19 protein-coding genes and 6 tRNA genes are annotated in these 23,701 nt (G+C 31.1%); 23 read left to right on the plus strand and 2 right to left on the minus strand.

Features of this window, described 5'->3' with window-relative positions:
• The first annotated feature begins 3 nt into the window (after nt 1-3).
• Nucleotides 4-648, plus strand: a complete 645-nt coding sequence (truB, locus tag H3143_RS00530; protein ID WP_182078903.1) for a tRNA pseudouridine(55) synthase TruB — start codon at nt 4-6, stop codon at nt 646-648.
• Entirely contained in the window at nt 620-2,593 is a 1,974-nt protein-coding gene (mnmA, locus tag H3143_RS00535; protein WP_182078904.1) for a tRNA 2-thiouridine(34) synthase MnmA, read from the plus strand. The genes truB and mnmA overlap by 29 nt, the downstream gene beginning before the upstream one ends.
• A gap of 3 nt (nt 2,594-2,596) precedes the next feature.
• Here the strand turns inward: mnmA and H3143_RS00540 are convergent, their stop codons facing one another.
• Nucleotides 2,597-3,913, minus strand: a complete 1,317-nt coding sequence (locus H3143_RS00540; RefSeq protein WP_182078905.1) for an acetyl-CoA hydrolase/transferase family protein — start codon at nt 3,911-3,913, stop codon at nt 2,597-2,599.
• Between the two features lie 483 nt (nt 3,914-4,396).
• On the opposite strand from H3143_RS00540, the gene alaS reads away from it, so the two are divergent.
• The 5 genes from alaS to H3143_RS00565 are packed head-to-tail and all read left to right on the plus strand — an operon-like array spanning nt 4,397 to nt 10,228.
• On the plus strand, nt 4,397-7,111 hold the full coding sequence (alaS, locus tag H3143_RS00545) for an alanine--tRNA ligase (RefSeq protein ID WP_182078906.1): 2,715 nt from the start codon (nt 4,397-4,399) through the stop codon (nt 7,109-7,111).
• Nucleotides 7,093-7,521, plus strand: coding sequence for a Holliday junction resolvase RuvX (gene ruvX / locus H3143_RS00550; protein WP_182078907.1), 429 nt, complete (start codon nt 7,093-7,095; stop codon nt 7,519-7,521). The genes alaS and ruvX overlap by 19 nt, the downstream gene beginning before the upstream one ends.
• Nucleotides 7,502-8,068: an O-methyltransferase gene (locus H3143_RS00555; protein ID WP_228444799.1), complete on the plus strand. Its 567-nt coding sequence runs from the start codon at nt 7,502-7,504 to the stop codon at nt 8,066-8,068. Before ruvX ends, H3143_RS00555 begins: the two co-directional genes overlap by 20 nt.
• On the plus strand, nt 8,037-8,999 hold the full coding sequence (locus H3143_RS00560; RefSeq protein ID WP_182078909.1) for a U32 family peptidase: 963 nt from the start codon (nt 8,037-8,039) through the stop codon (nt 8,997-8,999). Before H3143_RS00555 ends, H3143_RS00560 begins: the two co-directional genes overlap by 32 nt.
• Nucleotides 8,999-10,228 carry a peptidase U32 family protein gene (locus H3143_RS00565; RefSeq protein WP_182078910.1) on the plus strand — a complete coding sequence of 410 codons (1,230 nt, stop codon included), beginning with the start codon at nt 8,999-9,001 and terminating at the stop codon, nt 10,226-10,228. Before H3143_RS00560 ends, H3143_RS00565 begins: the two co-directional genes overlap by 1 nt.
• An 11-nt stretch (nt 10,229-10,239) precedes the next feature.
• Here the strand turns inward: H3143_RS00565 and rpsT are convergent, their stop codons facing one another.
• Nucleotides 10,240-10,494, minus strand: a complete 255-nt coding sequence (rpsT, locus tag H3143_RS00570; protein WP_182078911.1) for a 30S ribosomal protein S20 — start codon at nt 10,492-10,494, stop codon at nt 10,240-10,242.
• Between the two features lie 75 nt (nt 10,495-10,569).
• Between rpsT and H3143_RS00575 the strand changes: the two genes are divergently transcribed.
• The 16 genes from H3143_RS00575 to rpmE all read left to right on the plus strand — a co-directional run bounded on the left by H3143_RS00575 (nt 10,570) and on the right by rpmE (nt 23,671).
• The gene (locus H3143_RS00575; protein WP_182078912.1) at nt 10,570-11,229 is read left to right on the plus strand and encodes a DUF5385 domain-containing protein; all 660 of its coding nucleotides are present in this window, start codon (nt 10,570-10,572) and stop codon (nt 11,227-11,229) included.
• Between the two features lie 6 nt (nt 11,230-11,235).
• The gene (gene fmt, locus H3143_RS00580) at nt 11,236-12,183 is read left to right on the plus strand and encodes a methionyl-tRNA formyltransferase (protein ID WP_182078913.1); all 948 of its coding nucleotides are present in this window, start codon (nt 11,236-11,238) and stop codon (nt 12,181-12,183) included.
• 5 nt (nt 12,184-12,188) lie between these two features.
• Nucleotides 12,189-14,339 (plus strand): DUF2779 domain-containing protein, encoded by a 2,151-nt coding sequence (locus H3143_RS00585; RefSeq protein ID WP_182078914.1) that lies wholly within the window; start codon nt 12,189-12,191, stop codon nt 14,337-14,339.
• A 46-nt stretch (nt 14,340-14,385) separates the two neighbouring features.
• Nucleotides 14,386-14,874 (plus strand): YhcH/YjgK/YiaL family protein, encoded by a 489-nt coding sequence (locus H3143_RS00590; RefSeq protein ID WP_182078915.1) that lies wholly within the window; start codon nt 14,386-14,388, stop codon nt 14,872-14,874.
• Nucleotides 14,865-16,895 carry a hypothetical protein gene (locus tag H3143_RS00595; protein WP_182078916.1) on the plus strand — a complete coding sequence of 677 codons (2,031 nt, stop codon included), beginning with the start codon at nt 14,865-14,867 and terminating at the stop codon, nt 16,893-16,895. Before H3143_RS00590 ends, H3143_RS00595 begins: the two co-directional genes overlap by 10 nt.
• Nucleotides 16,888-17,592 carry a YebC/PmpR family DNA-binding transcriptional regulator gene (locus H3143_RS00600; protein ID WP_182078917.1) on the plus strand — a complete coding sequence of 235 codons (705 nt, stop codon included), beginning with the start codon at nt 16,888-16,890 and terminating at the stop codon, nt 17,590-17,592. The genes H3143_RS00595 and H3143_RS00600 overlap by 8 nt, the downstream gene beginning before the upstream one ends.
• A gap of 34 nt (nt 17,593-17,626) precedes the next feature.
• Nucleotides 17,627-17,701: transfer RNA gene (locus tag H3143_RS00605), tRNA-Asn, on the plus strand.
• A 5-nt stretch (nt 17,702-17,706) separates the two neighbouring features.
• A tRNA-Glu gene (locus H3143_RS00610) sits at nt 17,707-17,783 on the plus strand.
• 111 nt (nt 17,784-17,894) lie between these two features.
• Nucleotides 17,895-17,970, plus strand: a tRNA-Val gene (locus tag H3143_RS00615).
• Nucleotide 17,971: 1 nt separating this feature from the next.
• Nucleotides 17,972-18,047, plus strand: a tRNA-Thr gene (locus tag H3143_RS00620).
• Nucleotides 18,048-18,051: 4 nt separating this feature from the next.
• A tRNA-Lys gene (locus H3143_RS00625) sits at nt 18,052-18,127 on the plus strand.
• 4 nt (nt 18,128-18,131) lie between these two features.
• Nucleotides 18,132-18,217, plus strand: a tRNA-Leu gene (locus H3143_RS00630).
• Nucleotides 18,218-18,652: 435 nt separating this feature from the next.
• Complete coding sequence (locus H3143_RS03555) at nt 18,653-18,919, plus strand: MPN207a family PTS transporter accessory protein (RefSeq protein WP_407663510.1); 267 nt, start codon at nt 18,653-18,655, stop codon at nt 18,917-18,919.
• 55 nt (nt 18,920-18,974) lie between these two features.
• Nucleotides 18,975-21,722 (plus strand): PTS transporter subunit IIABC, encoded by a 2,748-nt coding sequence (locus H3143_RS00635; RefSeq protein WP_182078918.1) that lies wholly within the window; start codon nt 18,975-18,977, stop codon nt 21,720-21,722.
• A 91-nt stretch (nt 21,723-21,813) separates the two neighbouring features.
• Entirely contained in the window at nt 21,814-23,301 is a 1,488-nt protein-coding gene (locus tag H3143_RS00640) for an NADP-dependent glyceraldehyde-3-phosphate dehydrogenase (RefSeq protein ID WP_182078919.1), read from the plus strand.
• A gap of 67 nt (nt 23,302-23,368) precedes the next feature.
• Nucleotides 23,369-23,671, plus strand: a complete 303-nt coding sequence (gene rpmE, locus H3143_RS00645) for a 50S ribosomal protein L31 (protein ID WP_182078920.1) — start codon at nt 23,369-23,371, stop codon at nt 23,669-23,671.
• The last annotated feature ends 30 nt before the right edge of the window (nt 23,672-23,701 follow it).

A 23,701-nucleotide genomic window follows, 5' to 3' on the forward strand; every position in this document is an offset into this window, starting at 1 on the left:
TTAATGGATTTTAATAATAAGATCGTTATTATTGATAAACCTAAAAATATCTCTAGCGCTTTTTGCTTAAATTTATTCAAAAAGCGCTTTAATATTAAAAAAGCTGGACATAATGGTACGCTAGATCCATTAGCATCTGGGGTTTTAGTAGTTGCTACTAATAAGAAAACCAAGGAGTTAAGTAAACTAAACCAAGACGATAAACAATATCTTGTTAAACTGAAGTTTAACACTCATACTGATAGTTATGATCGTTTTGGTAAAGTAATTAGAACAACTAATTATGTCCCGAGCATTAAACAACTTAATGATTATCTAACGAAATTAGATAATCATAGTTTTTATCAAACTCCTCCTAGGTTTTCAGCACTAAAGGTTAATGGTGTAAGAGCTTATCAGTTAGCTAGAAAAGAAATAGATTTCCAACTAGATAAGCGTCTTACAACTATATATAGAGCTAAACTGATCTCATACTATGATGATTATGCTGAAATCTTATTAGATGTTAAAAAGGGTTTTTATGTGCGTTCTTTTGTTGTTGATTTAGCAACCCAATTCAACACTACAGCAATGATGGTTGAATTGGTAAGAACGAAATCTGGTCAATATAGTTTAAAAGATGTTATCGATTATTCATTTAACAAGTAATACCATCAAAGAAGTCAAGAAAGATCTTGATTTAGTTATTGGCTTCTTTGATGGTATTCATAAAGGTCACGCTAGATTGTTTCAACAATCTAATCGATTTAATCTTTTAACTTTTGATCATATTCCCAAAAAGCAAAGTTTGCTTTATCCTAAAGCTGATGAATTAGAACAATTATCAGCTTTAGATAATCTTGAGCAATTATTAGTTTATGATCTGTTAGATAATAATCTGTCTGCTCAAGACTTTATTGATAACTACATTAACTTAATCAAACCTAAAAGAATAATAGTTGGATCTGATTTTAAGTTTGGTAAAGATCAAGTAGATTATTCTTTGTTTAGTAAGAATGGTTATGAAGTTGTTGTAGTACAAAGAGATCATTGTTCTACAAGTGAGATTAAGAAATTAATTATTAACTGTGATTTTGAGCAAGCTAATCAATTACTAGTTACCCCTTTTTATCTAAAGGGGACAGTAATTAAGAACGCTCAACGTGGTAGAACAATTGGGTTTGCTACTGCAAACATTATTCTAGACAATCAGTTAATTGATTTAACTGAAGGGTCTTATGTTTGTAAGGTTATTGTAGACAATAAACCTTACCAAGGGATTTGTTTTGTTGGTAAACCTAAAACGTTTGATGAAACAAAAAGACAGTGTGAAGCTCATATCTTTGATTTTGATCAAGATATTTATGGCAAACAAATCAAGGTTGAGCTTCTTCAGTTTATTAGAACAGCTAGAAAGTTTAATTCACTAGATGAATTAAAAGAAGCAATAGAAAGTGACAAAAAAACCGCTCTTAGTTTTTTTCAAAAACAGCCCAAATCCAAAGTTGTAGTAGCACTATCTGGTGGGGTTGATTCTGCTGTTTGTGCTTATTTGTTACAACAACAAGGTTATGAAGTTGTAGCTGCATTTATGCAAAATTGAGATAAAGATCTTAATTTTGAAATTTTATCTAACCATGCTGATGATGAGATCCAAGGATGTGATGCCAAACAAGATTATGAAGACGCACAAAAACTGTGTGAACAATTAAACATAAAACTTTACCATTTCAATTTTGTTGAACAATATTGAAATGATGTATTCCTTAAAGTTTTAGAAGACTACAAAAAAGGACTTACACCAAATCCTGATGTATTATGCAACCAGTTTGGTAAATTTGGTTGATTCATTAAAGCATTAAAACAACAGTTTGGTAATGATATTAAAATTGCATTTGGACATTATGCCAAACTGGTTAATCAAAATGATGAATCATTTTTAATTCACACCAAAGATCATAATAAGGATCAAACATATTTTTTAACGATGCTTAATAAGAATCAGTTAAAAAATATTATTTTTCCTTTAAGTGAATTAGATAAACCAACAGTAAGAGAGATTGCTAAAAAAGCTAATCTATATGTAGCCAATAAGAAAGATTCCACCGGAATCTGTTTTATTGGCGAACGTAATTTTAAGCAATTCTTAAGTAATTATTTACCAATCAATAAAGGTCCAATTATCTTAGTTGATGAGAATAAGAAGATTGGTGAACATGATGGATTGTATTTTTATACAATCGGTCAATCGAAAAGATTACATGTTGGGGGAACTAAAGAAAAAATCTTTGTTTGCAACAAAAATTATGATAACAACATCTTATATGTTTGTTATGAATCCACTAAGGATTCATACTTAAGTTCACTTAGTTGTGAACTAGATAACTTTAATTGATTAATGAATGATAAACATTCATTACTTAATAAAAAAGTATGAATCAGATTTAGACACCGTCAAAAATTACAAGAGTGTGAAATCGTTTCATATCATGATAATAAAGTAATTGTTAAATACACCAAACAGATCGGTGTAACACCAGGACAATATGGTGTTATTTATGATCAAGATTTATGAGTAGTTGGTGGTGGTAAGATTACTAAGATTATTGAATAAGTATTAATCAATAAGATGTTTAGATCTAGCTACTCTAGTTAGATAAGATCTAAACTTAGGGTGAGCAATACTAATTAACAACTTAGCACGTTGTTTAATTGATTTAGCTTTTAGATTAACAACACCATATTCAGTTACAACATAATCTAAATCATTTCTTAAAGTAGTTGTAACTCCTTTAAGTCTAGTTACGATCTTTGAAATCTTGTAATCACTAGTGGTTGATTTCATGGCAATAATACTCTTGCCATTTTTAGAGTAGCTAGCTCCTCTGATGAAATCAGCTTGTCCACCTGAAGCTGAGTATTGTTTATGTTGAATTTGTTCAGCATTAACATTACCTAGTAAGTCGATTTCAATAGCTGAATTAACTGAAACAAAGTTATCTAGTTTTGCTATATTTAATGGATTATTTACATAATCAAATCTTGCAATCTTAAATTTATCATTACGATCAAGGTATTTGTACATATCTTGATCGCCGACAGCAAAAACAAAAGTTGATCTACCTTGATCAATCTCTTTGTACTTATTGGTAACAACTCCAAGCTTGATTAGTTCAACCATCCCATTACCTAGGATCTCTGTATGAATTCCTAGGTCTTTTTTATCTACCAGTTTTTTACAAACCATGTTGGGAATAGAACCTATTCCTAATTGGATCGTAGAACGATCATCAATTAATGAAGCAACATGTTCTGCTATCTTCAAGTGTTCTTCACTTGGTTCTACATTTAAAGCTTCAGGTAACTTATAATCAGATTTAACTATTGCAGTTACATCATTAATATGAATCTGATGGTTATCACCTACTATATAAGGCATATTCTTATTAACTTCAATAATTACTTGTTTAGCTTTTTTGATTAGATCTAAATCATAACAAGTAGATAACCCTAAATTAAAATAACCATTATTATCTATATCAGTAGTTAATAAGATAACTGTATCGATATCAAAATTATTAAGCAGTTTAGTAGATTCAGAGAAATGAAATGGGTAATATTCAATATTGTTTTGAATAGTTCCATTTAGGTATTTATTAAAGGCATTTCTTTCATTAGCTCTATAGAAGAAACAATGTCGTTTAACTATATGATTAAACTTATCCTGGAAGATTGTTTCTTCACAGTCAGAACTAGAAGCATAATAATAAAAATCTAGTTTTGAGTAACTATTAGTTTCTAGTGCTTCTTTTAGCCCTTGTAATAGTAGTTCAGGTTGAAGATAATCAAACCAAATGTTTGAGTTGTTTTTTATTAAAGAGATTGCTTGTTTAATAGAAACTAACTTTTTCTTATATGCTTCAGAATAATTCATTTTTGCGCTTGTTTATATTGATTTTAAAAATGTAGTTTAGTTTTTAAATAAAAATAGAGCGAACTATTTTTAATTTCGTTTATTTACTTACAAAACTTTTAAGATTCTATATATTATGGATTGAATGCCATTTAATAAATCCTAATTTGATCTAAATAAGAAACGAGTTCATGTAAATTAGTTATGCAATCAAATTACTTATGGAAAAATAGATTGATTCTTTGAACCTTACTTTAAAATATAAATTGATAAATTAGTTAAAATTTGCCGACCATTTTAACGATAAAAAAACGATTCAACTAGTTTATATGCTCGCTAATGTTCATAAAAATTGCTCATTCAATAACTGCTCAAAAAATGTCTAATATGATCTAAGTTTTTACGAACAAACAGAATCTGGGTTTACTACGTAAAGTTGTTGTTAATGATTATTTGATAATTTAAAATTAATTGATTAGTTTTATAAAACTAAATTTTTAATATATGACTAAACGCTTAAGTGGATCACAGATAAGACAAATTTGATTAGATTTTTTTAAATCTAAAAAACACGAGATCATTGAATCTAAATCATTAGTACCTATTAATGATCCTAGTTTGTTGTGAATTAATGCAGGTGTAGCAACTTTAAAAAAATACTTTTCTGGTGAAGAAAACCCTACTAATCCAAGATTAGCTAACTCTCAAAGATGTATAAGAGCTAATGATATTGAAAACGTTGGAGTAACTTCAAGACACCACACCGTTTTTGAAATGCTTGGAAACTTTTCAATTGGAGATTACTTCAAAAAAGAAGCTATCGAATTTGGTTATGAATTATTAACCAAATTCTATGGGTTGAATAAAGATAAGTTATACATCACCATCTATGAAGATGATAATGATGCTTATCATTATTGAGTAGATCAAGGGATTAACCCTAAACACATCATTAGATGTGATAAAACCAGAAACTTCTGAGATCTAGGTTCTGGTCCTTGTGGTCCAAGTACAGAGATATATTACGATCGTGGTGAAAAATACGATCCTAATAAATTAGGTGAGAAATTATTCTTTGAAGATATTGAAAACGATCGTTATATTGAAGTGTGAAATATCGTTTTTTCTCAATTCAATAATGATGGCAATAATAACTACACAGAACTGTTGAGAAAAAACATTGATACTGGTGCTAGTTTAGAACGGTTTGCTTGTATCTTACAAGATGTTCCAACTAATTATGATACCGATCTATATTTACCAATAATCAGAACAATTGAAAAACACACCAATCATAAATACGTTGTTGATCATTACTTTAGTAAGGATTCACATCAACAAGATATCTTAAGAGCGTTTAGAGTTATCGCAGACCACTTAAAGTGTGGTGTGTTTGCAATTGCTGATGGGGTACTACCTGGTGCTAAGGATCGAGATTACATTATTAGAAAACTACTGCGTAGAGCGTTTGTATATGCTAAGAAGTTAAATGCTAAACCTGAGTATTTAGTTGAAACAATAAATGTAATCATTAATAACTATAGTGATTTCTTTAAGTATTTAATACCTAATAAAGATATCGTTATTCAAGCAATAACTAATGAAGCTAATAATTTCTCTAAAACGTTAGATTATGGTTTTGAGATCTTTAATCAAGCTAAAACCACTAATAATATTACTGCTGAAACGATCTTTAAACTAGTGGAAACCTATGGTTTCCCACTAGATCTAATTAAAGAGTTATCAGCTGAAGCTAAGATCAAACTAGATCTAGAAGGTTTTGAAGAATTATTTAAAAAACACCAAGAGGTATCTAAAGCTAATAATGATCAAGTTGGTCTTAAAAAACAAAATGAGAACTTGCTTAAGTTTGAAACCCCTTCTAAGTTTTTTTATGACAAGAACAACATTAAAACTAAAGTTGTAGCGATCTTTGATGACAAGTTTAATCCTGTAGATCAAATTGAAGTTGGTTCAGGTTGAGTTGTTTTTGAAAACACACCTATTTATGCCACATCTGGTGGGCAAAGATATGATGAAGGTTATTGTCTTAAAAAAGGTAATTTAGTTGTTCACTTTGATAATGTGATCAAAGCGCCAAATAAACAACACTTACACCACTTTAAAAAAGCTAGCTTTTGACTTGATGAAAAAGTGGAATTAATGCATGATGAAAACTGAAGAAAACTAGTAAGAAAAAACCACTCGCTAGAACACATCTTACATGCCACACTAAAAAATACGATTAGTGAAACAATCAAACAATCTGGTGCATTTAAATCAGCTGCTAAAGCAACACTAGACTTTAATTATCCAACAAAACTAACAGATGAAGATCTAGATAAGATTGAAGCAAAGATTCGTCAAGTAATAGCAGACAAAATCCCTGTTACTGTTCATCACGTTGATTATGAAACAAGTCAAAAAATGAACGCAATTGCTTACTTTGAAGAAGAATATAAAAAACACGAATTACTTCGTGTAATCAAAATGGGTGATTATAGTGTTGAGTTATGTGGTGGAACACATGTTGATAACACTAAAGAAATCGAAGAGTGTTTTATCACTGATCTTTATTCATTAGGTGCAGGTAGATGAAGAATTGAGATCATCAGTTCTTATGAAACTATCTTTAATTACTTAGTTGATAAACAAAATGAGATCAAACAAGAAAAAGACCAGATGTTTAATGAATTAGGTAATTATGATTTATCTGATTACTTAGAATTTAGCAAGAAATTACATTCATTTGAATTACCTACTTCTATTAAAGATCTAAGAAAAACTCTAAGAGCATTTGAACAGATTAAAGAAGAATATAAAGCTATCAAACTAGAGTTAGATAAAAAGAAAACTAAAGATCGCGCTAATCAGATTAAAAAACTAGCACTAGAAAACCTAGAACATAAGATCGTTCTATTGTTCTTTGATAAAGAAGAACAAAAAGCTTTATCAATTGCTCACAATGAACTTGTTAATGAAAAACCAGATCATGTTTTCTTTTTCATTAACAAATCTGATAATAAGATTAACTATATCATTGGGATTAAGAATGCAACTGATAAGTTGAATGCTAAGTTGTTAATTGATAAAGTTAACACCACATTTGGTGCTAAAGGTGGTGGTAAACAAAACTTTGCTCAAGGTGGGTTTACTACTGATAAAGATATCGATAAATTAAAAGCAGACTTTATTAATATATGTATTACGTTGCTTTAGATGTAGGTTCAAAAACTTTGGGGATAGCTACTGGTGATGGTGAGTTTAAGATTGCCTCACCATATTGTGTTATCTCATTCAACCAATATGATTTTAAGCAATGTTTAGTTAAACTAAAAGAAAAGACAGCTAGCTTTTTTTATGACTTTAAGTTTGTTATTGGGATGCCTAAAAATATTGATCAAACTAAATCATCAACCACAGAGATGGTTGAAGGTTTTATTGAATTATTAAAGGCTAACTATAAGAACGAAATAATCATCTATGATGAAGCTTATACTTCGATAATTGCAGACCAATTATTGAAAGATAACCAAATAAAAGCTAAAAAACGTAAAGAGAAGATTGATAAGCTGGCAGCTTATGTAATCTTGCAATCCTTTTTTGATGATGAACGATATCCTAAATAAATTTAAGCAACTTAATTTAGAACTAAAGATTCCAATTATGCGAGATGATAATTTGGTTAATTTAGTTGACAAATTATCGCGAAATAAAATTAACCGATTGCTTGAGATCGGCACTGGGATTGGATTTAGTTCGATGTATTTAAGTTCGCACTTACCCGATTTAGAGATAGACACATTAGAAAAGGATGTTGAACGATATAAGATTGCTAAAGAGTGATTAGCTAACTTTTCTAAGATTAACTGCATTCTGGGAGATTGCTATGAATTCATTCCTCAAAAAAAATATCAAGCAATCATTCTTGATGGACCTAAAGCTAAGCAGATTGAATTATTCAATAAATACATTAACTACTTATTACCTAATGGGGTAATGATTATTGATAATTATTTTTTAAAAAATATAAAACCTAACAATAAACTTTATCAAAAAAATTTAGAATGACAAAACTTTGTTCAAGACTTAGGCAATAAGCAATTTAATATTGAAATTGATCAATCAGGAGATGGGGTAGTTTATGTTTTTAGTAAGCCAAGTACAATCGCTTAATCAAGCTAAAAAGTTCATCGACCAATCAATTGATTGTATCCTAGTTGGTTATGAAAATTTTGCTTTAAGATGTACTAATACTTTAAATTATCAAGAACTTAAGGAATTAGTAAACTATCGAAATGACAAAAAAGCTAAGACTAAAATTTTCATTTTATTAAACAGTTTTATTTTTGAAAATCAAATAGATGATTTAACTCAAAAATTAATTGAATTAGATCAATTAAAAGTTGATAGAGTCTATTTCCAAGATTATGCAATTGTGCAAATTATACGGGAAAATCAACTAAATTTAGCAACAGCTTACCATTCAGAAACAATGGTAACCTCTTATGGTCAATTTGATTTTTTTAAAGAAAATAAAATCAATCATCTAGTTGTTGCTAGAGAACTGTTTATGAATGAGATCAAACAAATGCATGGTCATAAAAAGGATCTTGAACTAGAAATGCAAGTTCAAGGTTATGCCTTCTTCATGCATTCAAGATGAAAAATGATTTCCAACTTTGAAGCATATGCTAAGATCTCAGATCAGTTATCTTCAAAAAAACAGTTATGAATTAGAGAAGCATTAAGAAAATATCCTAATGCAATTTATGAAGATGAATTCGGTACACATATGTTTACTGGATATATTTTATGTGCGATTAAGCAATTAAAAGATCTTCATGAATACGGTTTAGATTATGCAAGAATTGATTCAATCATGATCAAAGAAGAAGACCATGAAAAAATCACTTTAATCTACCAAGATTTAATTAATAAATTGAATAATAAGCAAACAGTATCTGATGAACTGATTGTAGAGAAGTATTTAGAGATTGAACAAATCAGTGCACCAGTTGAGATTGCTTCAGGTTTCTTTGGTGGTATCAAAGAAATCAAACACCTAATTAAAGAAGAGAAAGAAGAGGCTAAAGGTAAGAAATAATGAAATACGAATTACTAGCTCCTGCTGGAGATGTACAAAAAGCGATGTTTGCCATCGATTATGGAGCAGATGCTGTTTTTTTAGGTGCTAAAGCTTATTCATTAAGATCTAGTGCAAGCAACTTCTTCTTTAAAGATATTAAGCAAACTGTAGATTACGCTCATGAACGTAATCGTAAGGTTTATGTAGCTGTTAATGTTGTGTGCCATAACCCATTGGTTAAGGGGTTTGCTAAATTTATAGCCAGTTTAGAAGAAACTGGTGTGGATGGTTTGATTGTGGCAGATCCATTTATCATTGATTACACCAAAAAACATCACCCAAATCTAGATCTACACCTATCAACCCAACAAAGTGTTACCAACTCTAAATCAGCTTTATTTTGAAAAAGTAATGGCTTAAGTCGTGTGGTATTAGCTAGAGAAGTAACAATTGATGAATTATCACTACTAATGCCAAAAGTAAAGGATCAAGTTGAGATCGAATACTTCATCCACGGAGCTGTATGTATTGCTTTTAGTGGTCGTTGTATGATGTCAAATAACTGATCACTACGTGATGCTAACGTTGGAGGTTGTGCACAATCTTGTCGTTGACGTTATGAACTAAAAGATGAGAAATTAAAAAAATATTCTGATTCTTTCACCATGTCACCTAAAGATATGGCATTAATTGACGAGATTAAACAATTGATGGAATTAGGTGTAGCTTCATTTAAGGTCGAAGGACGGATGAAATCAATCAATTACGTGGCTACCGTAATTCGTTCATATCGTCACGCAATGGATTATTATTTAAATAATGGTTTTAACCCCGACCAACAAGATGAAAAAGTGATTTTAGATCAAGTTAAACAAGATCTAAAATCAGCCGAAAACCGCCCAACCAATAAAGGTTTTGCACACAACCAACCTGGAATTGATGCAATGCTATACCACGAAGAAGAACGTAAGATTGCTCAAACGTTTGCTTTCATCGTAGATGAAATCCAAGATGATGGATATATCAAAGTTACTTGCAAAAATAACTTTAAAAAAGCCCAAGAATATATTATCTATGGTCCTAACTTTAAGATTGATCAAGTTAAGATCACATCTTTGTTAAACAAGAATAAAGAAGTAGTTGAAGTGGCAAACGATCCAATGGCAACTTACTACTTAAAATTTGATCAACATTATGATCTAATTAAAAATAGCATTGGACACATTAAAAAAACCTTGGAACTTTAATTGTCCAAGGTTTAGTGACTAGTAGCAGTTGCTGAATTAGATCATCTAGCTGCTCTTGATTTAAGTCTACGAGCTTTGTTCTTAGAGATTCTGTTGTTTTTAGCTAGCTTATCAGCTAAAGAATAAACTTGTTCAACATCTTTCTTATCTTTAGAAGCTTTAGTTTTCTTAAGTTGGTTCTTTAAAGATGTTTTAAATCCTTTAGTTAATAAATTTGCTTTTAGATTCTGACGATAGCTCTTTTCGTTTGCTTTTATATTAGCCATATCGTTTGATACCTTAAAATTATATAACTTATTAATTATAATATATAAGTAGATAAATTATATACAACAAAATTAATGAATACTAGTTTCCTTTTTATCGTCTTATTAGTAGTTATTCCAATTGGGCTAATAAGCTATGTTATCTATAAGAGAAAAAAGGCTAAAGAGCCAGGTGAGTTTACCGGAAAAACTAAAGAAGAACGTCGTAATGAGGTGTGAAAAACCATTAAGCGTTATCTGCAAGATAACGAGATGTATGGTCGCGAAATTATGTATTCTTTTGTTGCTAAACGACCATCACCAAACGATGATCGTAAGTTGCATAAGCAATTCAAAGAAGAAACTAAGCAATACTTATTAGAACATAAGTTATCTAAAAAAGAAAAGAAAGCATATTTAGATCATCGTAGAAAAGAGATGGCTCGTGAACGTTATTGCATTTATTTCCAAACTAAAGATGCAAAAACACAATCAACGTTTGATCCTGCAATTATTGAAGCAGAAGTGTTAACTTTACCAGCTAAGAGTAAACGTGATACTCCTGAAAGAAAGATTCAGATTAATGGTTTACAAGATTTCCAAAAAGAATTTTCTTGAATTGAACCATTAAAAAATAAAGAAGATGCTCGCTTGAAGAAAGCAGAAGATGAACGCTTAAGAAGATTAGAAATTAAAGAGCGTAGAAAAGCTGCTAGATTAGCTAAAAAAGAAGCTAAGGCTAAAAAGAAAATTTAATAAATGATGAATCAGAAAAAAGTCGTTTTCTTTGGAACTACAGAATTATCGCTAGCTTGTCTTAAAGAGCTATTAGCCGATAATTTTTTTAATGTTGTGGCAATTATTTGCCCACCTGATCGAGTTAATCTAAAAAATAAGAAGAATAAACTTAATGCGGTTAAGCAGTATTGTTTGGATAATAACTTAACAATCTATCAACCTGAAAAGTTGTCAGAATTCTATGAGCAATTAAATCAGATGGAATTTGATCTAGGAATATGTATTGCTTATGGACAGTTTATTCCCAAAAAAGTAATCGATTTATTTGCTGATGGTATATTAAATGTTCACCCATCTAAATTGCCTTTATTAAGAGGTGGAGCACCAATTCATTACGCTATCATTAATGGTTTTGAATCAACAGCGATTTCAATCATGAAACTGGATGAAAAAATGGATCACGGACCAGTTTATGATCAGTTAGATATTAAGATAAATCCTGAATGAAATCATGATGATTTAAACGAAGAAATTATTGCAAAATCGCCGGCATTTTTAATCAAAACCATTAAAAGAATTTACGAAGAAAATTTACAACCTAAAGAACAAGATCATGATCATGTTACCTTAGGTTTGAACATAAGAAGAGAACAAGAACATATTGATTTAAATTTAGATGCAAAAAGCTTTGTTAACTGACAAAAAGGATTGTGATCAACACCTGGTGGCTATCTAAATTATGATAACCAACGTGTTAAGATTGCAGCTTGTCATCTTGTAGATAATAATCAAGAACACGACGACGCTTTAGTAGGAACAATTTATCAAATCGATTCTAGTGGTATTTATGTCTATCTAAAAAAGGGTAGCATTGCTATTACCAAATACTTAATGCCTTCAAAAAAAGTCGTTGATATCAAACAAGCAATTAATGGAAAAGTTCCTTTTGAACTAAATAAAAAGTTTAGTTAATACATATGCAAAAAAAACATATCTTCAAGAAAACCGATTTTTTAAACACTTTTAGTCGCCCTAAATCTTTATGAAAGTTTAGTAATAGCGAATTACTAGCGATTATTCAAAACGAATTGGGTATATCTAAAGATGATTATCTAGATATACTTGATCAATTAGAGAATGAAAACAGTTCATTAATTGATTTTGATGATATTGATTTTATTACTGATGAATTAGCTCAAGAAGAATCTAAGAATATCTATCTTAATGAAGTAAGTAAGATTAAAGTTAAAGCTAAAGAATACATTAAAAGAAGGGTTTTATTCCAAGAAGTAGATTATGCTAATCTAGGTGAAGATAACGTTAAATTTGTTGATGGCGTATTTAATGAATCTCAGATCAAATACACTGATGTTTTTGATCTAAAACAAGATCGAAAAGCACTAAGAATAATCGACTTAGCTGATTATCAAAACACACCTTTAATTACAGCAATCGATTTACACGAAATCATCAAAAAACACGATTATAATGAATCAAAATTATTAATCTTAGATGGAATTTATTTTAATGAAAAGGATCAATATTTCTTGCAAACTAATATTGAATCTTGTTTATTTGAAAGACATAAGAACGGAAAGATTAAAGCAACTGTTTATAGCTTAAAAAATTCAACCACAACCAAAAGAAAAGATATCGTTGCTTTTTATTATGATTATCGAGTTTTACTTGAACTAGGTTATGAGATCGTTGAATGAAATGTCGTATTAATTAAATACGCATTATCTAAAAAGAACGGAGTTGAATTTACTACTACAAACACAGTCTGTCATAGTAAAAACAGTGCCGCGCTTCCAGAAAAATTAAAAGAACCTAATTTCTTTAGTAAATCTTTAATTGAAAACAAAGCTAGTTTCAAACGTTCTGGTTATGAAAAACTAACTCTAGATTATCCAGAATTAAAACCGGAAAAAACATCGTTTGGAGATCTGTTAGAGATCCTGACATTTAACGTTAAAGAAGAAGATAGTAAGAAAACATATAACTTTGTTGTTGATTTAATGACGATAGTTAAAAACGCTTTTGAAAATGTTTTTGATGAAATGATGCAAATCAAAGAGACTAATATCGGAAAGATAACTTTATCAAATGCTTACTTTAGTCAGTTTGCAGATAATGTTCATGGAACAATCATTAAATACACTCTAGGAAAAAAAGTTTTTGAACCATTTTTATTAAGTGGAAATGTTTATAAAATTGCTAAATTCTTCGATGAAAATAATCAATTATCTTTTCCCTTAGTAAATCAAAACAACGAACCATTTACAATAAAAAACTTCATGAACTATGTATCAAATAATGCTGATACTCTAAAACCAGTTAATTATTTTACTGTCTTAGATAAGGTATATGGTTCAAAACCTATTGATCATTACGTCTTTGATGAAGCTAAAACAGTCTTTAATAAACTGAAACCTAAAAAAGTTTATTTTGATTTTGAATCAATTTGTCATCTATTTGCACCAATGAATGATGTGTTACCAAATATGCAAATTGTAACGCAAAATTCATATATTATTGATCATAATGATGGTCAAGAATTAATATGTTTTAATGATGTAATTGATCCATGTAAGCTAGATGTAAATTGGTTCGCTAAAATCATCAACGACCTTCACCAAGGTGAAGATTATAGTTATGTTGTTTATAATAAGTCGTTTGAGAGAAGTAGATTATTTGAAATGGCTTATTATCTTGAAAGATATAAGCAATATCATCCTGATCAATTTATTGATCAAGATAATCTAAATGTTGATTTCGTAAAAAAAGTTAAAGAAATTGAAAACAATTTATTTGATTTAGCTGATTTCTTTAACTTAAGTAAAAAGCTATTAGTAATTAGATCCCTAAACGGTTTTTTCTCAATTAAAAAAACCTTATTATTAACCTCACAAGAACAACGTAAGAAAGCTAAAGCTGTTGATTATGCTACTTTAAATGTTAAAAGAGGAGATATGGCACAAAACCTAACCGCTAAACGTTTCTTAGGTTTATTATCTGATCAAGAATGAGAACAAATCGCCATTGATTTAGCCACATATTGTGAAAATGATGTTAGATCAATGATTGCAGTTGAATACTATATAAGAGATCTACTCAAAGCTAATTAAATTTATTTTTTAAAATATAAATAATAAATATATAAGGTAGCTAACTATGATTTACGACAAATTAGAGAATTTTGATAAATACTTATCTGTTAATAAGTATTTCCCTAAAATCAAAGCGTTTTTAGAAGAACACAACTATGATCTAGGTCATTTAAGAATTGGAATCCATGAGATCGATGGGATGAATCTTTACTTAAATGTTCTAGATTCAGTTGTTTATCAAAAAACAGAAGCTAGATATGAACTACACCAACACTATGGTGATGTTCATGTTGTGTTCAATCCTGGTGAAATCTATTTTAGTCAGCACGCTGAAGATGCTAAAGATATGAAAGTTGAAATTCCTTACAATGAAGCTAAGGATGTAACTTTTTATGTTTCAGACACGACTAAAGATGGTGTTTCAAACAATCGCTTAGTGCCATCAAAAAACTCTTTTGTTGTCTTTTTACCTGGGGATTTGCATGCTCCTAGAGTGTCTGAAACTCCAAGCGATAATATTATTAAGTACATATTTAAATTTAGATGTTCGTAAGAAAAATTTATCGGTTAATTTCGTTATTTTTTATTGCTTTATTAGGTTTATTTAACCTAAATATTGGGTTTATTAAAGAAACTAAGCCTGTAGACTATAAACAAAGTCTACATGCTGAGAATATAACGAATGATTCTGATTTTTTCTATGATGATCTAAATGAAACTGCCAAAGCTAAAACGATCAAAATCTTTTTAACAGATAATGATTACCAATCAGTTTTATCATCATTAATGTTGACCCAATACTTCTTAAATGATGAAGTCGTTGATGATAAAAACTCACCTGTGGTATTTTTATACCAACAACAACTAGTTAACGATGTTGATTTTAGTATCAATATTGCTAGCAACCTATCAAATTGATTCCAAAACAATTATCCCCAAAACCAGGGGCTAATTGAAACTAATAACAGTGCAGCTTTTGCTAGCAATAGTAATCTAAGCTACACTCCAGATAATGTTCTAACGTTTTTAGATCTAATCAGAATCTATTTCCATAATCAATATATTAATGATTCTCAATTAGCCAACAAACCTTTATTATTTGATGTCTTTATCTCACCTGAGTTATTAGCAACGATTTGAAACAACCAATCGTTGATGTTATATAACTTCTTACCTTATCTTAATAAGTTTCATGTGATTGCTAATACTAATTATTTAAAAACGGTGTTTTTTAATAATTATAATCAGTTAATTAGTAATAGCTTAATTAACTTTAACCCTAGGCAAGTATTAATTAATTACCAGGATGATTTTAAAAAGATCTTTGTTAATGCTAAAAGAAGACTAGAGAGTAATCGTAATGATAACAATGGGTTTAATGATGATTTAAGAGATCAGATTAGTCTTGATACGTTTAGAAGAACTTCGTTATATCAATTAGTATATAACCAAGATAAGTTCTTATTTTATGATGGGTTTTCTTATGAATCAAATAATAATCAGGTTAGTAATGAACTAAGATTAAAGGTTAGATTTTATCAAAAGATCTATCAATTATTCTTTAATTCTAAGAAGTTAATCTTAGATCCAACTAAAGTGGATCTATTGATTAAACAATACTTAAATATCTTTATGATCACTGATCAGTATAATACGTCTGATTATATCTATAAGAATCGTAGTGATTTTGATATTAATAAGAAAACTTTTGTTTTCTTAGAACCGCTAGCCCCATCAAAATTAGGTCTTAGTGATCTTAATTCAAGTAATATGATTAATAACTTGAAGTTTGATGAGTATAAGTCGATTCTTGCAACCTTTAGAAAGATCTATCCAATTGAACAATACAATTTTATTTATTTAACTAATCCTAATTTTGATGGGTTTAAGAATCGGTTTGATTCGTTTCAACAACTCTTGGGATTAGATGATGCCAAGATTATTTATAGTAAACCGATCTCTGGTTATTTCTTTTTTTATGAGTTGTGAAACGAATACCAAAGAAATCCTACTAGTAATGGCGATACTTCAATCATCTTAGGTGGGATTGATTATAATGATGATAATGTGATTGAAGCTTATAATTTCTTAAATAGTAATACTTCAACTAGAACTGAGCAAAGTAATTTGATTGCTAGAAATGTTAATAACTTCCCAGTTCCATTAACATTTTTAATTAATGATTTCCAGCCAGGTGTTGCCAACCCCCCAGCACAATACTTCTTAATTAACTCATCATATATTAATGTGCTGCAAGGGTTGATTAATGAAAATGGTAATAATAGTAACCAATCTGTAAATCTAATCGGATCTAAGCGTTTTTTTGATGATAATAATTTTACTGCATATGATCCGATCCAGGCTTATAGTAAGATCGTTAGTTTAGAAAAAAGTGAGATCTCAAACCAAGCCACCATTCCGATTATTCTAGTAGTCTTTTTTGTCATCTTAATCGGATTGGTGGGAATTATGATGATTTTTATCATTTATAATTACAAGAAGTTAAGAAAAGCCAAAAAAAGCTGAAACGCTTATATAACCAAGATTAAAAAAGAAGAAGATAACAATGCCTAGAAAACACTTGATTGCCAACCAGATTAATAAAAAACAACAATCTAATGCTAAGTTGTGACAAAAATTAGCTAAAGAAATCAAAGCAGCTGTTAAAGTCGGAGGAACTGATCCTGAAACTAATTACCGACTTAAAGCTGCTATTGATAAAGCATTAACTTACAACTTATCAAAAGATTCAATCAACCGTAATATTTATGGAAGTAGTAATAAAGAAGATGACCAGTTGATTGAAGCTGAGTATGAGATCTATGGTCCTGGTGGGTTAGGAATTATTGTAAGAACATTATCAGATAATCCCAACCGGGTAATCTCTTCATTAAATGGTTATATTTCTAAACTAAAGGGTTCATTGGCTAAACCTAATAGTGTTAAGATTAACTTCCAAGAACAAGGGATTATCTTAACTGATCTTAACAACTATCATGACGAAGCATTATTAGAGTTATTAATCGATTATGAACTAATCGATATTAACTCTGATGAAGAAGGTTATGAGATTATTACTGTACCTAATGCTTATTATGAAGTTAAGAAGAAACTAGAAGCTGCTGGGTTTAAGATCCATCATTCTGAACTTAAATTAATTCCACTTTTATACGTGCAATTAACTCCAGAACAAAATGAAATGTTTGAACGATTTAGTGCATCATGCGAAAATGATGATGACATTCAATGAATTGTAGCCAATAATCAATAATATTATGGTATAATTTTAAAGGCATCAGCTATAAGGCCACATAGCTCAGCGGTAGAGCAACCGGCTGTTAACCGGTTGGTCACAGGTTCAAATCCTGTTGTGGCCGCCATTTATGGCGCGTTGGTGAAGTGACTTAACACACACGCCTTTCACGCGTGCATTCACGGGTTTGAATCCCGTACGCGTCACCATTAATTAATAACTTTTTAAACAACTTAATAGGGTTTATATCCCGCTTCTTTGAATTAATGCAATAGTTCAAAGATACAAAATTTTGTTAGGAAATATTTTCCTAGCATCATGGAGTGTTAGCTCAGGTGGGAGAGCATATGCCTTACAAGCATAGGGTCGGGGGTTCGATCCCCTCACACTCCACCACGCCGACTTAGCTCAATCGGCAGAGCAACTGACTTGTAATCAGTAGGTTGTAGGTTCAATTCCTATAGTCGGCACCATAAAGCTTCTTTAGCTCAGACGGTAGAGCAAGTGACTCTTAATCACTGGGTCGTGGGTTCGATCCCCTCAAGGAGCACCATGTTGCACTCGTGGCGGAACTGGCAGACGCGCTAGACTTAGGATCTAGTATCTTTACGATGTGGGGGTTCAAGTCCCTTCGAGTGCACCATTAATAATTACTTTAAATTTGACATAATTATTTCATAATTGTGTTTCTAACTAACAATTAAACCTTCTTAAATTTTCCATATAAATAGAAGTAAATAAGAGCCGCTTAGGCTCATTTTTAATTATTATTAGGCTTTTAACCTAATAAAGAAAAACGAAAAGAGATTAGATATACTAAGTTCTTTTCGTTTTTTTATTTATTTTGTGTTCTAATTCTGGTCAAATTCATGTTCAAAATACGATCAATTCCCTTTATTTACGTAAAATTATAAGAAAATTCCCCGCTTATATCACATAAATAAATTAAAAAGATTAAGATCTTTAATTTTATACGAAAATCAAGCTCCAGAATTTTGCTTGATATCACTAGCAAAACGGTTACAACCAGACCGCTAGTATATAATTAATACGATACCAAGAAAAATTAATAATCATTATGGAAACAACTAGAATTGTATTTATTACATTAAGCACTCTAGCGTTAGTGATTTGCTTAGTTTTTTGAGGTACATCATTCTACATGTTTTATAAAAGATATAGAATTAGACGCACAAACTACGACGGTGCTTTTGGTAAAACAATAAGTGATAAAAATATGAAATTAACATGATGGCAAAAGAATGGTGGGTATCTACTATTCGTTTCTGGATTGATGATTTTATTATTTTCTGTTGCAGGGTTTGCAAGTCTAGCTAATCTTTAATAAATAAAAAACTAAGAATGATCTTTATGTATTTAAAACTGAAAGAAAATAAATAATGGCTTCAACTACAAATCAAGTTCAAGGTCAGAAACATTCTTCAGAGCGCTGAAAGAAGTTTTCTGGTCACTTTAAAGAAGTTGTTGGTAAGCTGTCTGCAGGGATCATGATTCCGATTGCTTTATTACCGATTGCAGGGTTATTGCTAGGGATCTTTGCTGCAGTGCAAAACAACATTAGTCAGACTGCACAACCTGGTGTGTATGCGATGGCTGCCTTCTTTAAAAATGGTGCTGATGCGATATTCGGTAACCTTCCAGTGTTATTTGCTGTTGCAATTGCAGTAGCATTTACTAACCAATCAGGAATAGCTGCATTAGCTGCTCTTGTTGGATGGATTGTTTTTAATGCTACACAATCAGCATTAATCTTCCAAATTCCTAATACAGAAACATTTAGAATTCTATATTACCCCGCACTTCCAAAGACAGTGTTAGCTACTAACGTTGGTATTCAATCGTTAAGTACATCAGTATTTGGTGGGGTAATTGTTGGTGCTATCTCAGCTGTATTATTCAACAAGTTCCACACAATCCAATTACCTAAAGTTATTGGATTCTTCAACGGTAACCGTTTTGTTCCAATCATTACATTACTAACAATGTTACCGTTAGCTCTTGTAACATTGATGATTTGACCTGGTGTTGGTCTTGGTTTAAATGCATTAGGTGAAAACCTAGGATTTTTAGCAAGAAATAGTAACTTCAACTCATTCATCTTTGGTTATGTTGAAAGAGCACTAGTTCCATTTGGTCTACACCACGCTTTCTATACTCCTTTATGATTCACTAGTGCTGGTGGTACGATTGCTAACATTGTTACTGATCAAGCTGGTCAAGGTGCTATTGCTCCATTAATCGTTGTTGATGAAAATGGTCAAAAAGTAGTTCGTTCAATCATTGGTATTGCTGCAAGTAAAGATGCGATGAAACCAGCTGGTTTCCAAGCTCAAAACTGAATGTTCTGAGGTCAAGTTGTTAAAGCACTTAACCCTGGTCAAACAATTAGTACTGAGAGTTTAAGCGGTGACCAAAGATTATGATTCACGATTAACTCACTATTTGTTAACAAATCTGTTTATCTAAGTGGTGCAGAACTCCCTTACACATTCACATTCAAATCATTTGCTGACTCAACTCTAAACCACCCTGCATTAATCCAATCTATTACTAGAAACGGTGCTACTATTTCAGGTGCAAACCTGTTAGCAATGGTTAATAGTTCTACAACTGGTGGTATTGATTTACAACCAACTGACGTATTAAACTATGCGTTCCCTGGTGTAAACCCTGGTCAATATGAACAAGGTAAATATGCATTCATGATTTTTGGTTTACCAGCTGCTGGTGCTGCAATGATTATGGCTGCTCCTAAAGACCAAAGAAAATACGCTGCTTCAATCATCATTTCAGCTGCATTCACTTCATTCTTAACTGGTATTACAGAACCAATCGAATTTACCTTCTTATTCTTAGCACCTTATCTGTTCTGAGGATTCCACGCATTCTTCTGTGCGGTTTCATTCTGATTAACAAGCTTATTAGGTGGTAACATCGGTCAAACATTCTCTGGTGGTATTATTGACTTAACTATCTACGGATTTGTTCCTGATGCACTAGGTGCTAAGACTAATAGCTGACTTCCATTAGTAATTGGTCTGTTCTATATCCCGCTGTACTACTTCACATTCTACTTCGTGATTACTAAACGTAACATTGAGACTCCTGGACGTGGTGCTGGTATGAAACTTTACACCAAAGCTGATTACCAAGCAAAAGTTGCTAACAAAGATGCTGGTAGTGCAAAAGATGGATCAAGTAACTTCAAACCAATCGAAATCACTTCATACAAATTAATGAAAGCATTTGGTGGAAGAGATAACATTACTGCTGTTAATGCTTGTGCGACAAAATTAAGAGTATCAGTTAAAACTAAAGAAAAAGTAAGCTTTGGAGAAATTGGTGCACTTGGTTCATTAGGTACTTATGCTGTTAGTGACACTCTAGTTCACGCTGTATATGGTGGTGATGCTGATATCATCAAATCATACATGCAAAAGATGGTTAAGGATGATTATGATGCTTCTGCGATTGAAAAAGCAGCTGGTGGTGCACCTGCTAAAGAAGCTGAAAAACCTGTAGGTGATGCTCCAGCTAAAGGCACTGACAAACCTGCTGCTGATCCAGCTACTAAAGAAATCGATCCATCAATGCCAAAAGCAACTCCTGAAGTTGATCACAAACTATCTGATGTAATTGAAGTATTCAGTCCTGTTAAAGGTACTGTAAGAGATCTTGCTGATCTTCCAGATCCTTCATTTGCTGGTAAGATCATGGGTGATGGGGTAAGCATCGATCCAGAAGATGGAATGTTCTACGCTCCTGTTGAAGGTAAATTAGAACTTGCTTACAACACTGGTCACGCCTACTTCTTTGATGCTAATGGTGCTAAGATCTTAATCCACATCGGAATTGATACCGTATCATTAAACTCTGACAACTCAGATACAAACAACTTAGTTGGTTTCAAGATGTTTGCTAAATCTGGTGATAATGTTTCACTTAAAAAATCTCCAGTTGTTCAAGCTAACCTAGAGATGATTAAGATGAAAGAACTTTCAACAAGTTCACCAATTCTAGCTTTAACAGAAACACTAGCTAACTACGATCTTAAGGTTGTTGTTAAACCTGGAGACAAGGTAAATGTTGGTGATCTACTGTTCAAATTAATTAAAAAGAACAAGTAGTTGATTAACTTACCAAAATAAAGTGCATCCCTTGCACTTTATTTTTTTTATTTATATATTTAAAATACGTAAAGAATTTTTATTTAATAGTATGAGTGATAGCAATTGTATAAAGAAAAAGGTCTGTAATGCATCTTCTTATAATTTTAAGGATAAATATCACAACTTAAAAGGGTTAATTAATAACCAAGAAGTTGGTAGTAGTAAACTAATTGAGATCAAATCTCCAATCGATCTTGAACTAAGTGGTTCATTTTATGGGATGACTGCTGAAGAAATTGATGATGCTTATGAAAAGGCGAATGCTGCTTTTAAATCTTGATCTAAAGCAGGCTATGAATACCGTAAAGCTAAGATCTTAAAGTTCGCGGAATTACTAGATGCAGACAAAGAAGAATTTGCTAACTTATTAACTGATAATATTGCTAAAGCATATAAAGAGTCACTTGCTGAAGTGACTCGTTCAATCCAATATATTCACGACACGATTAGTGTTTATGAAGATATGATAAATCATCCATTAGTAATGGATGAAAGTGTTCACCACGTTAAAGGTAAGGTGGGTAAGTTTGTTCGTGAACCACTAGGTGTGGTTTTAAATATTTCACCTTGGAATTACCCCCTAAACACACCGTTATCAAAGATGATCCCAACACTAATTGCGGGTAATACGGTGGTTTATAAGGTAGCAACTCAAGCTGCAATTATCGGAATCAGATTAGCTCATTTATTCAAACAAGCTGGCTTTGATCCAGGTGTTGTGCAATGTGTTGTTGGGTTAGGTCGTGAGATTGGCGATAAGTTAAATACCAACAAACACATTAAATCAATTTCATTTACTGGAAGTACTCCAGTTGGTTTAAGTTTACTTAGGCAATCTGCAGTTGGTAATATCTCACTTGAATTAGGTGGAAAAGATGCAGCTTTAATCTTAAGTGATTATGATAAAGAAAAGACAATCAAAGAGATCATTAAAGGCGCTTATGGTTATTCTGGACAAAGATGTACGGCAATCAAAAGAGTCTTCATTAAGCATGAGGATGCTGACGAATTTGTTCAATTATTAAAAAAAGAAGTTGAAGAACTTCATTTAGGTAATCCTCTAAACAACCCTTCATTAGTTCCGGTTATTGATCAGTATTCAGCTAATTATATTAAAGAATTATATGATGATGCTGTTGCTAAAAAAGCAACTGTATTAGTTGGTGGTGATTTTGAAAAGAACTGAATTCCAGCAATCTTATTAGACAACGTTACGCCTGATATGCGAGTTGCTTGAGAAGAACCTTTTGGTCCAATTTTACCGATCATTCGCGTTAAAGATGAAGCTGAAATGGTAAAATTACATAACCAATCTGAGTATGGTTTACAAGCAAGTATCTTCACCAACGATCAAGCTAAATTTGATGAATTAGCCAACCAACTAGAAGTTGGAACAGTTAATTGAAACCGTTCATCTTCAAGAGGTCCTGACTTCTTTCCATTCATGGGAGTAAAAGATTCAGGTGTTGGTGTTCAAGGAATTAAGGACACAATCTTGTCTGTAACACGGTACAAAGGTTTTGTTTATAATCGCTAATTTTAATATATAATATTAGGGACTATTTTTAAAAAGCTAATTATAATTAAGGTTCAAGAAAAAAATAATGAAAAAAGATATCCATCCAGAATTGAATAAGGTTAGTTTCTTATGCTCTTCTTGTAATAACAAGTTCATGTTATTATCAGTAATTAAAGCTAAAGAAGTACACATGGACGTTTGTAGTAAATGTCACAGCTTTTATATTGGTGAAACTACTCAACAAGTAGTAAAAGGACGTGCTGAAAAACTATCTAGCAAGTTCAACCAAGGTAAAGCTCACATTAATAAAAAAGCTGAAGAAAAACCTGCTAAAGCTACAACTACTAAGAAATCTAACGACAAAGCTAAATCTCTTAAAGATTTATAAGACCTTAATTATTTAAATAACAAACAATAC

The sequence above is a fragment of the Mycoplasma tullyi genome, from assembly GCF_014068355.1.
In the GTDB taxonomy this organism is placed as follows: domain Bacteria; phylum Bacillota_I; class Bacilli_A; order Mycoplasmatales; family Mycoplasmoidaceae; genus Mycoplasmoides; species Mycoplasmoides tullyi.